Origin of the sequence: Paraburkholderia sp. RL17-337-BIB-A (genome assembly GCF_046025895.1) — a bacterium.
Lineage (GTDB): Bacteria > Pseudomonadota > Gammaproteobacteria > Burkholderiales > Burkholderiaceae > Paraburkholderia > Paraburkholderia fungorum_C.
Genome location: NZ_JARESY010000001.1, coordinates 4,272,202 through 4,284,756, shown reverse-complemented (window position 1 = coordinate 4,284,756; position 12,555 = coordinate 4,272,202). Strand labels below are relative to the sequence as shown.

Genomic DNA, 12,555 nt, shown 5'->3' with positions numbered 1-12,555 from the left:
CAGATTCTCGCGATCCTTGAACTACGACACTCCGCCCGGCCTCGACGTCGCGGCAGGCAGCCAAGGCAAGATCGTCCGGCTCTCGGGCCAGTGGACGGCGCTCGCGCTCGCCCGCGACAAGGCCACTGGCCACGTGATTCCGCTGTTGCGCTCGCTGATCGGTGCCGAAGGCATCCGCCAGTGGGACCTGTCGCGTATCGACCGGATGGACCACGTCGGCGGTCAGGCGCTGTGGCGCGTGTGGGGCCACAAGATGCCGCCGGACACCACGCTCACCGACACGCAACGCGACATTTTCGAGCGCATCGCGCTGCTCGACACGGTGCGTGAAAAGGCCGAGCCGGTAATCAAGTTCGATCCGTTCACCCGGTTGGGCCTCGCGATTTTTTCGTTTTTCGAGCACCTGTACGGCGGATTCGGCATGCTCGGGCAGGTCGTGATCGATCTCCTCGCGATCCTGCGCAAACCGAAGATCACGCCATGGACCGAAATCTCCGCGAACATCTATAACGCCGGCACCAAGGCGCTGCCGATCACCGCACTGGTCGCGTTCCTGATCGGCATCGTGTTGAGTTATCTGTCGGCGCAACAACTGCGGCTTTTTGGCGCGAACCAGTACATCGTCAATATTCTTGGGCTGTCGGTGATTCGCGAACTGGGACCGGTTCTGTCGGCGATTCTGGTGGCGGGCCGCTCGGGCTCGGCGATTACCGCGCAGATCGGCGTAATGCGCGTCACCGAAGAGCTCGACGCCATGCGCGTGATGGGCATCCCACATGGGTTGCGGCTGATTTTGCCGCGCGTGGTCGCGCTCGGCGTGGCCATGCCGCTGCTGGTGATGTGGACCAATATCATCGCGCTGACGGGCGGCGCGCTCGCCGCGAAGATCGTGCTCGGCATCGACATGAGCTACTTCGCACGCGCGTTGCCGAGCGTCGTGCCGGTCGCCAATCTCTGGATTGGCCTCGGCAAGGGCGTCGCGTTCGGTATGCTGATCGCGATCGTCGGCTGTCACTTCGGCTTCCGTATCAAGGCCAATTCGCAAAGCCTCGGCGAAGGCACGACGACTTCGGTGGTGACCTCGATCACCATTGTGATTCTCGCGGACGCGGTGTTCGCGATCCTCTTCCAGAACGTGGGGCTCGGATGATCGCGCCACTCACCCAGGCCGTGCGCGGCCAACCGATGCCCGAGATTGCGGAGCCGGTGATCGAGGTGATCGACATCACCAAGCGCTACGGCCGCAACATCGTGCATCAGCATCTGAACTTCGACGTGCGGCGCGGCGAGATCGTCTCGATAGTGGGCGGATCGGGTTCGGGCAAGACCACGCTGGTGCGGCAGATTCTCGGGTTGGAGCGGCCGTCGTCGGGAACCATCAAGCTGTTCGGTGAGGACATTGCCACCATTTCGCCCGAAACCGCGCTGCTCATGCGCAGCCGTTCCGGGATGCTGTTTCAGCGCGGCGCACTGTTCTCGTCGCTCTCGGTGTTCGACAACGTCGCGCAGCCATTGCGCGAACTCGGCAAGGTGCCCGAAGACCTGCTGCGCGACATCGTGATGCTCAAGCTCGAGATGGTCGGCCTGCCGTGCAAGCACGCGTCAAAGATGCCGTCGGCGCTCTCGGGCGGCATGATCAAGCGCGTGGGCATCGCGCGCGCCATCGCGCTCGAACCCGAGCTGCTGTTTCTCGACGAACCGACCGCCGGGCTCGATCCGCAGGCGTCCGACGAATTCGTTGAACTGATCTCCGCGCTGCATCGCGCGCTCGGCTTGACGGTGGTGATGGTCACACACGATCTCGATACGATGATCGCGCTGTCCACCCGCGTCGCCGTGCTGGCGGATCGCAAGGTGCTGGTCGCCGCGCCGGTCGAGGAGGCGGCGGCCGTCGATCATCCTTTCATCCGCGAATATTTCCTCGGCCTGCGCGGGCGTCGCGCGTTGCAGGCGTTGCCGCCGGAACGCCGCGCGAAATTGCCGCGCGCGGCGCTCGCATCGGCATCGTCCGAATTGCCGCTGTGAACCAGGGAACCTGACAATGGAAAACAAATCACATGCCTTCTGGGCAGGGATCTTCACGGTGGCCTTGCTGGCAGCGATCGCGGTGGCGGCTTTTTTGTTCAACGTCGACCGTTCCGTGCGGGTGCCGTACGATCTGATTGCGCGCACCAACGTAACTGGCTTGTACACCGACGCGGCGGTGCGCTATCGCGGGCTCGACGTCGGCAAGGTGCAGTCGATCAAATTCGATCGGGATCATCCCGGGCAGATTCTGATCCGCATCCTCGTCGACACGCACGCGCCGATCACGCACTCCACGTTCGGCAGCCTCGGGTTCCAGGGCGTGACGGGTATCGCCTTCATCCAGCTGGATGACAATGGGCGCGATCCGACGCCGCTCGCGTCGTCGGCGAAACAGGTCGCGCAATTACCGATGCGGCCGGGCTTGCTCGATCAGTTGCAGCAGCGCGGCGACGTCTTGCTGCGCAAACTCGAAAAAGTCACCGACGACGTCGACACGTTGCTGTCGCCGGAAATGGTCAGCCAGTTGCATGGCACGGCGGCGAGCATCCAGAAGGCCGCCGACGGCGTCGCCACCCTGACCCAGCAGATGGCGCCGGCTGCCGGCAAGCTGCCCGCCACGATCAACCAGCTGGATCGCACGCTGGCGTCGACCAATCAGTTGATCACCAGTCTGAACCGCCCGGACGGGCCGTTCGAGATGAACCTGAACAAGGTTGGGACGGCGGCGCAGCAAGCGGGCGATGCGCTGGCGTCGATGGATAGCTCGATCCAGGAGTTGTCGGCGCGCGTGGGCTACGACACGTTGCCGCGCGTCAGTTCGCTCGCCGAAGACGTGCGCTCGGCGGCCCGTTCGGTGGACCGCGCCGCTGATACGTTCAGCAACAATCCGCGCAGCGTGTTCTTCGGTGCGCCGAGCGCGGAGCCGGGCCCAGGCGAAGCCGGCTTCACATGGCCCGCCGCTGCGCCCGCAGCTAAATGAAATGATTTCGAGGTTTGAAGAAAGGAAGATTGACATGTCACGCTTGACTCACCGATTGACGTCCTCGAGCGCCGCGCTTGCGATGCTGCTCGCCTTCGGCGTGCTGGCTGCCGGATGCGCAGGCAACCCCGCGGCACTCTCGAACATCCGCTATGACTTCGGGCCGCCGAATCCGGCCGCCTCGGCCGGCACGCAACCGCCCGTGAAGGTGCTCGACGTCAGCGCGCCCGACACGCTCGAGTCCGACAAGCTGATCTACCGCCTCAGCTACGCGGACGCGCAGCAGACGGCGTCCTACGCGAACAGCCACTGGACCATGGCGCCGTCGCAATTGCTGACACAGCGGCTGCGCAACGCGCTCAGTTCGCGCGGTACCGTGCTGACGGGCGCCGACGGCGTGCGCGCCCCGGTGCTGAAGGTCGAACTGAGCCAGTTCGAACAGGTCTTCGATAGCCAGTCGGAAAGCCACGCCGCGGTCACGGCGCGTGCCACGTTGACGCAAAACGGCAAGGTGCTCGGCCAGCGCACGTTCATCGCGCGCGCGCCGTCCAGTTCGGCGGACGCCGCCGGCGGCGCGCAAGCGCTCGCTGCGGCCAGCGATGAACTCGTCTCGCAGATCAGCGCGTGGCTCGGCGTGCAGGCGCTGGTCGCCGCGCAATGACCGGCATGCAGCGCACGCAACGGAGCGCTGCATGAGCGTTGTTAAACCGTGGCAGCGTCGGCCTTCGGCGCTCGCCCGGCGCGCGCTGGTGCTGTACACGGCGCTGATCGTCTACGGTTCGTGGTATCCGTTTTCCGGCTGGCGTTCGCTCGGCCTCGGTCCGTTTGCGTTTCTGTCCGATCCCATGCCGCAGTACCTGACGGCGTTCGACGTCGTCACCAACGTGCTCGGCTATATGCCGTTCGGCGCGCTGGTGGTGCTCGCCGTGTATCCGCGCTGGCGCGGCACGCTGGCGGTCGCGTTGGCCTTCGTGCTCGGCGGGTTGTTGTCGGGCGTGATGGAAGCGGTGCAAACCTATCTGCCGACGCGCATTGCCTCCAACCTCGACCTGGCCGCCAATGCGCTCGGCGCGCTGCTCGGCGCGGCGATCGTGTCGCCGGCCACCGGCGCGCTGCTCGACCGCGGTTTGCTGCGGCGCTTGCGGCTACTGTGGTTCGAGCGTGACGCGGCAGCGCTCGCGTGTCTGGTCGCCTTGTGGCCATTCGCGACGATGTACCCGGCGCCACGCCTGTTCGGTCTCGGCAACTGGCCACGCGAGCTGTGGCTGCGTTTCGATTCGACGACGCAAGACGCGTTGCTCGCATGGACGCCGCCAGCCTGGCACGTCGGCGCGTGGCCGGCGCTGGTTGCCGCGTGGCTGCCGGATGACATCTGGGAAGCCCTCATTACCACGCTCAACCTGTTCGCCGCACTCGCGCTGGCTTCGCTGCCGGTGCGCCGCCATGCGCCGCTCGTGCGTCTGTTGATGGTGTTCATCGTCACGACCTTGTGCGTCAAGGCGGGCGCAACGTTTCTGCAATCGCAATCCGGTCTTGCGTTCGATTGGGCGACGCCTGGTGCGCTGGCAGGGCTCCTGTGCGGCACTGTCGCGGCACTGCTGGCGCTGCGGCTGCGGCGCAGGTCGCGTGCGGCGCTTGCGGCCTGCGCGCTCACGGTCGCGCTGGTGTTCGTCAATCTGTTGCCGGTCAATCCGTATTTCGACGCCGTGCTGGCCGACTGGCGCCAGGGCCGGTATCTGCACTTCAACGGTCTCGCGCACTGGATCGCGTGGATCTGGCCGTATGCGGCGCTGGTGTGGCTCGCCTATCTCGTCGAACAGGCGTGGCTCAAGCGGCGCGCCAAGCGCGCATGACGCAAGAGCTGCACACCCAGCCCGACCGCATACCACCGCCCGTCCGCCGTTCAGCGACTGCCTGCCCCGCTCGCTATAATCGTCCGCACAACAGGCGCGCCGCAACGCTCCCAGCGCCATTTCCTACTCTTACAGTCTCGCCCCCGGACATCATGGACGCCTTCTACAAGTACCACGTCTTCTTCTGCCTCAATCAGCGCGACCCCGGCGCGGAACGCCCGAGTTGCGCGAATTGCAACGCGCAGGAGATGCAGGAGCACGCGAAAAAGCGCGTGAAGAAACTGGGCCTCGCCGGTCCCGGCCAGGTGCGCATCAACAAGGCCGGCTGCCTGGATCGCTGCGAACTCGGCCCCGCGCTGGTCGTTTATCCCGAAGGCGTCTGGTACACGTACGTCGACGAAAGCGACATCGATGAAATTGTCGATTCGCACCTTGTGAACGGCAAAATCGTCGAGCGTCTGAAAATCGATCAATAAGCCTCGCCATGAACGTACATACAAAGAAGTATCTGATCGACGGCCCGGTCGGCAAGATCGAAGTCGCGCTGGATCTGCCCGACGAAATGCGCGAGAACGGCGCCGCGCCTCGCGGCATCGCGCTGGTCGCGCATCCGCATCCGCTGTTCGGCGGCACGATGGACAACAAGGTCGCGCAGACGCTCGCGCGCACGCTCGTGCAGTTGAACTACGTGACCTACCGCTCGAATTTTCGGGGTGTCGGCGAAACGCAAGGCGAGCATGACGCCGGCATCGGCGAGCGCGACGACCTGCGTGCCGTGCTCGATCACATGCGCGCGCAACCAGGGCAAGGCGAACTGCCCCTCGTGCTGGCGGGTTTTTCGTTCGGCACCTTTGTGTTGTCGCACGTGGCGGCGAAGCTGCGCGAAGAAGGCCAGGCGATCGAGCGGATCGTGTTCGTCGGCACGGCAGCAAGCCGTTGGGAAGTCGCACCCGTGCCGGAAAACACGCTTGTGATTCACGGCGAAACCGATGACACCGTTCCCATTCAGTCGGTTTACGATTGGGCGCGGCCGCAGGAACTGCCGGTCGTCGTGATTCCGGGGGCAGAGCATTTTCTGCATCGCAAACTGCACGTCCTGAAGCGGATCATCGTCGACGCGTGGCGTTGATGGGCATACGCGGGGCATACGCGCGGCACACGCCGCAAAACACGCGGGCGCGCCGCGCGTGTTTTGCGGGGTACAGGTACGTGCAAACGCAAATTAATCGCTGCCCTGCGAGTCAGGATACCAGGATAGCGCGCGTATAATGGGCGCTCTTTTTTGGGCGCAGCATCGCCCACCCGGCAGTTCGCGCGACGCGTAGCTTCTTTCTCGCGCGCAGCGGTGCCGGATGCGAGGCGTGCTGCGCGAACCGATCGCGTGGCCGGAAGTCCAATGGGCGCCGCGCCGTTTTTACGGCCCGACGCTCGCCGACCGGCTCCTCCAAACTATGCGCCCTGCGCACGATGTATCTTTCCGCACGAATCGACCCTATGCGTTTCTCCACCTCCGGCCGCACGTCATTCCCGTCAATTTCTTCTTTCGTTCCCCCTACGCTGAGCCGTGCCGTGACCCTCGGCATCGTGCTGCCGGCAACGCTCGTGGCCAGCACGGCGTTCGCGCAAGTGCCGCCGCCCGCGGTGAACGCGCGCTCGTGGGTGCTCGTCGACGCCACCAGTAATCAGGTGCTGGCGTCGGGCAATGCCGACGAACGCGCCGAACCGGCCTCGCTGACCAAGCTGATGACCGCGTACCTCGTCTTCGAAGCACTGCAGACGAAGAAGATCACGATGGACCAGACGGTGATGCCGAGCGACGCGGTGCGCCGCGTGCGCACCGACGAATCGCGCATGTTCATCGAAGCGAACAAGCCGGTCACCGTGCACGATCTGGTGTACGGCATGATCATCCAGTCGGGTAACGACGCGGCGATCGCGCTGGCCGAACTGGTGGGCGGCAGTGAAGCGCAGTTCGTCAACATGATGAACACCGAAGCGCAGCGCCTCGGCATGAAGCACACGCATTTCGCCGACGTGAACGGCATGCCCGACCCGCAGCACTACACCTCGGCGGGCGACCTCGCGGTGGTGTCGGCACGTCTGATCCGTGACTTCCCCGACTACTACAACATCTTCGCGGTCAAGGAATTCACGTACAACAAGATCAAGCAGCCGAACCGCAACCGTCTGCTGTGGATCGATCCGACGGTGGACGGCCTGAAGACCGGTCACACGCAAGCCGCGGGCTACTGCCTGATCGCCAGCGCGAAACGTCCGCTGCCGGGCACGACCGACGGCTCGCGCCGTCTCGTCGTGGTGATGATGGGCGAGACCAAGGAACACGACCGCGTGCAGGACGGGCTGAAGATGCTGAACTACGGCTACACCGCGTATGACACGGTGCGTCTGTACAAGGCGAATCAGGTGGTGGGCACGCCGCGCGTCTACAAGGGTTCGCAAGACACCGTGCAGATCGGCGTGAAGGGTGACCAGTACATCACCGTGCCGAAGGGCATGGGCGACAAGGTCAAGCCGCAAATCGAGCAGATCGATCCGCTGATCGCGCCGATCGCTAACGGTCAGCAGGTCGGCACCGTGAAGCTCGTGGCCGACGGCAAGGTGCTCGCGCAGTTCCCGGTGGTCGCGTTGCAAGCCGTGCCGCAAGCCGGCGTGGTCGGCCGCGTGTGGGATTCGCTGATGCTCATGTTCAACAAGAAAAAGTAAGAGTTCAATTGCGATGACTGCTGTTTCCGATGTTTCGCTCGACCCGATCGTCTATCTGAACGGCGAGCTGGTGCCCTTGTCCGAAGCGCGCGTGCCGGTGCTCGATCGCGGCTTTATTTTCGGCGACGGGATTTACGAAGTCGCGCCGTTGTATCAGCAAGCGGGCGGCGGCCGTACCGCGTTTCGCTTCCGGCATCATCTGGCGCGCCTCGCGCGTTCGCTGGACAAGATCGGCATCGTCAATCCGTTCGACAACGCCGGCTGGCGCGAGCTGATCGAGCGAGTGGTCGCCGCCAATGAGGCGGACGCCGGGCTGCGCGCCGACCAGGATGCGATTGCCTACGTTCAGATCACGCGGGGCGTCGCGAAGCGCGGCCACGCATTTCCGGCCGGCGTCCAGCCGACTGTGTTCGTGATGGTCACGCCGGTGAACCTGCCGGACGCGACACAGCGCGCGCAGGGCGTGCGCTGTGTCACCGCTGAAGACCGTCGCTGGCTCAATTGCGACATCAAATCCGTGTCGCTGCTCGGTAATGTGCTAATGGCGCAATACGCGGCCGAAAACGATGCGTTCGAGACGATCCAGTTTCGCGACGGTATGCTGACCGAAGGTTCATCGTCGAATATCTGGATGGCGAAGGACGGCGTGTTGTACGCGCCGCCCCGCAGCCACAAGATCCTCGAAGGGATTCGCTACGGTCTGATCGAAGAACTGACGAGCGAATGTGGCATCCGTTTCGAAGCGCGCGAGATCGCCGAAGCAGAACTGCGCACCGCCGACGAGGTTCTGGTCAGTTCCGCCACCAAGGAAGTGCTGCCGGTCACGCAGATAGATGGCCAGCCGGTTGGCGACGGCAAGCCGGGCGCGGTGTTTGCGGCGTTGTACGCGGCTTATCAGCGTGCCAAGGCGAAGGAAGCGCAAGAGGCGCAGCAAGGAGTGGAAAGTGAATCCCGCGAAAGAATCATTGCTTGAGTTTCCGTGCGACTTTCCCATCAAGATCATGGGCAAGTCGCATCCCGAGTTCGCCGAGACGATTGTCACGGTGGTTCGGCAGTTCGATAACGAAGTCGACCCCGCTCGCGTGGAAACGCGGCCGTCCAGCGGTGGCAATTACACCGGTTTGACGGTCACGGTGCGCGCCACGAGCCAGGCGCAGCTCGACGACATCTACCGCGCGCTCACCGGCCATCCGATGGTGAAGGTGGTGCTTTGACGCACTGACCGGGCAGGCACCGACCTTGACCTTGGTGCTCGCTTTGCCGGCCGTGTGAATGATGTCTCGTATCAAGGCGTGACTTTGCAGGCCGTGTGAATGATGTCTCGTATCAAGGCGTGACGCGCGATGCGTCCGCCGCGAAGCCTGCGCTTGCCGCGGGTCCCGCCTCGCAAGCCCGCTCGAAAAGCTGCTTGAATCGCCCCACTTCCTCGAATACCCAATCGCGGAACGCCCTGACCCGCGCGGTTTCAAGCATCTGCGGCGGGCAAATGAAGTAGTACTGCCACGGGCTCGGCCCATCCACGTCGAATAGCCGCACCAGGCGGCCCGCTGCGATCTCGTGCATCGCCAGCGAACGGCGCGTGAGCGCGATCCCCTGGCCGTCAATGGCCGCCTGCAGCAGATTCGACGAATCCTGATACAGCACGCCGCGCTTTGGTTCCGGCCAGTCGGCGAGTCCGGCGGCGTCGAACCATGGGCGCCAGAGCTCGTCGTCCGAGCGCAGCAGCGGGGCTTTGGCCAGCTCGGCTGGGGTTTGCGGCAGCTTGCCGCCGTTGAAATCCGGCGCGCAGGCCGGAAAGAAAATCTCCTCCAGCAGCAACTCCGCGTGCAGCCCCGAATATTTGCCGTAGCCGAAGCGGATCGCCACGTCGACGTCGTCGCGTGCGAAGTCCGTTAGCGCGTTGGTGGACAGCAATTCGAGGTCCCATTGTGGATGCGCCTCGATAAAGCTGCCGATACGTGGCGTCACCCAACGCGCCGCGAACGATGTGAGCATGGAGACGACCAGCCGTCGCTCGCGGTCGCCGGCGCGGATTTCGCGCGTGGCGTCGGCGAGCGCCATGAGCGCGGTGCGCACGCGCGTGGCATAGCGACGGCCGGTATCCGTGAGCCGTACGCGCTTGCCGTCGCGGGCGAACAGCGTGATGCCCAACTCCGCTTCCAGCGCGCGAATCTGGTGGCTGACGGCGCCGTGCGTGACGAACAGTTCGTCCGCGGCGCGCGAGAAGCTCTCGTGGCGGGCGGCGGCTTCGAACGCCTTGATCGCATTCAATGAGGGGAGGTGCCGGAGGTCCATCGCAATATTTCTCACATAGAGGTGAAAATAGATCGTTTTGCGTAAACCCTTGCTACGCCTAGGATTGTAGTCATGAAACGAACTTTGGCGAGGGCATCATGCGAGAAATTTCCTCTAGTATCGCTTTTGAAATCCGCAGCGGCGAAGCCGTTCCCATGAAGGTAGCACGCAGCACCAAGCTCGTTGTGCGTGGCGGCGCGGTGTGGGTCACGCGCAGCGACGACACGGAAGACTACTGGCTGCAGCCCGGCCACACGCTGCGGTTGCGGCGCGGCGAACGCTTGTGGTTGAGCGCCGAAGGCAATACGCAGGCAAAGGTCGCGTTTTCCGTGCCGACCCGCTGTGACGAACGTGCGCTGAACTGGTTCGCGCGGGTCGGAGAACGGCTGGCGGCCCGGATGCGTGGGGGCTGGAGGACGGTGTGAATGCAGCAGGCGCCGCCGTGCCGCGGATGAGCGCAGTTGAAAGGCGCAGGAGATGAGAGCGGCGCTCCGGGCGGAACAGCGTGGCATTGGCAGGATGCCTGGCCGGCGCCACGCTGCACCAATGCAATGGTCTGGCGTGAAGGCATAGCGACGCTGATACGCGGTCGCGAGTCACTTCCGGCGGGGATTCCCAGATTTCGGTAAACTATCGGGATCATGTGCGCCGCCCCGGTTTCCCCGTCTCCCTTGCCCGCCACGGCGCCGCTCACGCTGCGCCGGCTTGGCAGCGAGCCCTACGAAGCCAGTTTCGAAGCGATGCGCGCGTTCACCGACACGCGCACTGCCGATACACCCGACGAAATCTGGCTGGTCGAACACCCCCCCGTCTTCACGCTCGGCCAGGCCGGCGACCCGGCGCATCTATTGGCCGCCGACAGCGGTATTCCACTTGTCAAGGTCGACCGGGGCGGGCAGATCACCTACCACGGCCCTGGGCAGGTGGTTGCCTACCTGCTGCTGGACCTGCGCCGCCGCAAGCTGATGGTGCGCGAGATGGTCACGCGGATCGAGCAGGCCGTGATCGATACCCTCGCGGCGTATAATCTCGCCGGAGAACGCAAGGCGGGCGCCCCTGGCATCTACGTGGCGCCCGGGCCGCACGCCGGGCTGCATGCCGGCGCCAAGATCGCCGCGCTGGGTCTGAAAATCCGCAATGGCTGCAGCTATCACGGCGTGAGTCTGAATGTGAACATGGACTTGCGGCCGTTTCTAGCCATCAACCCATGCGGCTACGCGGGGCTCGAAACAGTCGATATGGCAACGCTGGGCGTTGCGGCCGGCTGGGACGACGTGGCCCGTACCTTTGCAGCAAGCCTCACCGCAAACCTCGACGGCAGTCCCGCGGCCGTCGCCCAACCGCAGGCCGGTGCTCTCACCGCTTGACTGGACCGAACGAATGACTGACGTTACCGCGAACCTCGCAGCTTCTCCCGCTCCCGATGCCGTGCCGGCTTCCGCCGCTGCCTACGACGCCACCGCGAAGCAGAAAGCACAAGCCAAAACCGCTCGTATTCCGATCAAGATCGTCCCGATCGAAAAGCTGAAAAAGCCGGACTGGATCCGCGTCAAAGCGGCCACCGGCAATTCGCGCTTCTACGAAATCAAGCAGATCTTGCGCGAGCACAACCTGCACACGGTGTGCGAGGAAGCGAGCTGCCCGAATATCGGCGAATGCTTCGGCAAGGGCACCGCGACGTTCATGATCATGGGCGACAAGTGCACGCGCCGTTGCCCGTTCTGCGACGTCGGCCACGGCCGCCCCGATCCGCTCGACGTGGATGAGCCGGGCAACCTGGCTCGCACCATCGCCGCGCTGAAGTTGAAGTACGTGGTGATCACGAGCGTCGATCGCGACGATCTGCGTGACGGTGGCGCGGCTCACTTCGTGGAATGCATACGTCAGACGCGCGAGCTGTCGCCGGAAACACGCATCGAAATTCTGACGCCGGACTTCCGCGGCCGTCTGGATCGCGCGATCGGCATTTTGAACGCAGCCCCGCCCGATGTGATGAACCACAACCTCGAAACGGTACCGCGTTTGTACAAGGAAGCGCGCCCCGGTTCGGACTACGCGCATTCGCTGAAGCTGCTGAAGGACTTCAAGGCGCTGCATCCGGACGTCGCGACCAAGTCGGGCCTGATGGTCGGTCTTGGCGAAACCGAGGAAGAAATCCTGCAAGTGATGCGCGATCTGCGCGAGCACGACGTGGACATGCTGACGATCGGCCAGTATCTACAACCGTCGGAACACCATCTGCCGGTGCGTTCGTATGTGCATCCGGACACGTTCAAGATGTACGAAGAAGAGGCGTACAAGATGGGATTCACGCACGCAGCGGTGGGCGCAATGGTTCGCTCGAGCTACCACGCCGATCTGCAGGCGCATGGAGCAGGGGTGGTCTGAACACTTTAGTGTGTCGCCAGTTTGAAAATGCAAAGCCCGCACGTGTTGCGGGCTTTGTTTTTTGGGGTGCGGGAGTGATCTGTTCAGCAGCTCGGCTCGGCGATCTGCCTGCGCTGGCTAACGGTAATGGCGCGCGAGCAGACTGCAAGTAACCGATATGATGCCGCCGATGATCGTGAACGGATAGAGAAAGAGGATGAAGCGATCGCGAAATGCGTCGTCTCCGATGAGGCGGTCGATCAAATTGGGCATGTTGAATCTCCTTGTGAGACTAGGGTGAAAAGTATA

At 64.0% G+C, this 12,555-nt stretch carries 15 protein-coding genes; 13 read left to right on the top strand and 2 right to left on the bottom strand.

Features of this window, described 5'->3' with window-relative positions; translation table 11 throughout:
• Positions 1-16 precede the first annotated feature (16 nt).
• The 10 genes from P0D84_RS19135 (at position 17) to P0D84_RS19090 (ending at position 8,798) form a co-directional block, all read left to right on the top strand.
• Positions 17-1,150: an MlaE family ABC transporter permease gene (locus tag P0D84_RS19135; RefSeq protein WP_408338915.1), complete on the top strand. Its 1,134-nt coding sequence runs from the start codon at positions 17-19 to the stop codon at positions 1,148-1,150.
• Complete coding sequence (locus tag P0D84_RS19130; RefSeq protein ID WP_408338913.1) at positions 1,147-2,025, top strand: ABC transporter ATP-binding protein; 879 nt, start codon at positions 1,147-1,149, stop codon at positions 2,023-2,025. The genes P0D84_RS19135 and P0D84_RS19130 overlap by 4 nt, the downstream gene beginning before the upstream one ends.
• A gap of 16 nt (positions 2,026-2,041) precedes the next feature.
• Complete coding sequence (locus P0D84_RS19125; RefSeq protein WP_408338911.1) at positions 2,042-3,007, top strand: MlaD family protein; 966 nt, start codon at positions 2,042-2,044, stop codon at positions 3,005-3,007.
• 34 nt (positions 3,008-3,041) lie between these two features.
• Entirely contained in the window at positions 3,042-3,668 is a 627-nt protein-coding gene (locus P0D84_RS19120) for an ABC-type transport auxiliary lipoprotein family protein (protein WP_408338909.1), read from the top strand.
• Positions 3,669-3,699: 31 nt separating this feature from the next.
• Positions 3,700-4,860: a VanZ family protein gene (locus P0D84_RS19115; protein ID WP_408338907.1), complete on the top strand. Its 1,161-nt coding sequence runs from the start codon at positions 3,700-3,702 to the stop codon at positions 4,858-4,860.
• 152 nt (positions 4,861-5,012) lie between these two features.
• Positions 5,013-5,336, top strand: a complete 324-nt coding sequence (locus tag P0D84_RS19110; protein WP_408338905.1) for a (2Fe-2S) ferredoxin domain-containing protein — start codon at positions 5,013-5,015, stop codon at positions 5,334-5,336.
• 8 nt (positions 5,337-5,344) lie between these two features.
• Positions 5,345-5,989, top strand: a complete 645-nt coding sequence (locus P0D84_RS19105; protein WP_408338903.1) for an alpha/beta hydrolase — start codon at positions 5,345-5,347, stop codon at positions 5,987-5,989.
• A gap of 365 nt (positions 5,990-6,354) precedes the next feature.
• The gene (locus P0D84_RS19100) at positions 6,355-7,584 is read left to right on the top strand and encodes a D-alanyl-D-alanine carboxypeptidase family protein (RefSeq protein ID WP_408338901.1); all 1,230 of its coding nucleotides are present in this window, start codon (positions 6,355-6,357) and stop codon (positions 7,582-7,584) included.
• 13 nt (positions 7,585-7,597) lie between these two features.
• A complete protein-coding gene (locus tag P0D84_RS19095; protein ID WP_408338899.1) occupies positions 7,598-8,557 on the top strand; it encodes a D-amino acid aminotransferase in 960 nt (319 codons plus the stop codon).
• Positions 8,529-8,798 (top strand): DUF493 family protein, encoded by a 270-nt coding sequence (locus tag P0D84_RS19090; protein WP_054035680.1) that lies wholly within the window; start codon positions 8,529-8,531, stop codon positions 8,796-8,798. The genes P0D84_RS19095 and P0D84_RS19090 overlap by 29 nt, the downstream gene beginning before the upstream one ends.
• Positions 8,799-8,910: 112 nt before the next feature.
• Here P0D84_RS19090 and P0D84_RS19085 read toward each other — a convergent pair whose 3' ends face one another.
• Complete coding sequence (locus P0D84_RS19085; protein ID WP_408338897.1) at positions 8,911-9,879, bottom strand: transcriptional regulator GcvA; 969 nt, start codon at positions 9,877-9,879, stop codon at positions 8,911-8,913.
• 98 nt (positions 9,880-9,977) lie between these two features.
• On the opposite strand from P0D84_RS19085, the gene P0D84_RS19080 reads away from it, so the two are divergent.
• From P0D84_RS19080 to lipA, 3 genes are all read left to right on the top strand, one after another.
• A complete protein-coding gene (locus P0D84_RS19080; RefSeq protein ID WP_408338895.1) occupies positions 9,978-10,304 on the top strand; it encodes a DUF2917 domain-containing protein in 327 nt (108 codons plus the stop codon).
• A gap of 216 nt (positions 10,305-10,520) precedes the next feature.
• Entirely contained in the window at positions 10,521-11,246 is a 726-nt protein-coding gene (lipB, locus tag P0D84_RS19075; RefSeq protein ID WP_408338893.1) for a lipoyl(octanoyl) transferase LipB, read from the top strand.
• A gap of 13 nt (positions 11,247-11,259) precedes the next feature.
• The gene (gene lipA, locus P0D84_RS19070) at positions 11,260-12,267 is read left to right on the top strand and encodes a lipoyl synthase (protein ID WP_106302258.1); all 1,008 of its coding nucleotides are present in this window, start codon (positions 11,260-11,262) and stop codon (positions 12,265-12,267) included.
• A gap of 117 nt (positions 12,268-12,384) precedes the next feature.
• Here the strand turns inward: lipA and P0D84_RS19065 are convergent, their stop codons facing one another.
• Positions 12,385-12,519, bottom strand: a complete 135-nt coding sequence (locus P0D84_RS19065; protein ID WP_408338890.1) for a hypothetical protein — start codon at positions 12,517-12,519, stop codon at positions 12,385-12,387.
• Positions 12,520-12,555 lie beyond the last annotated feature (36 nt).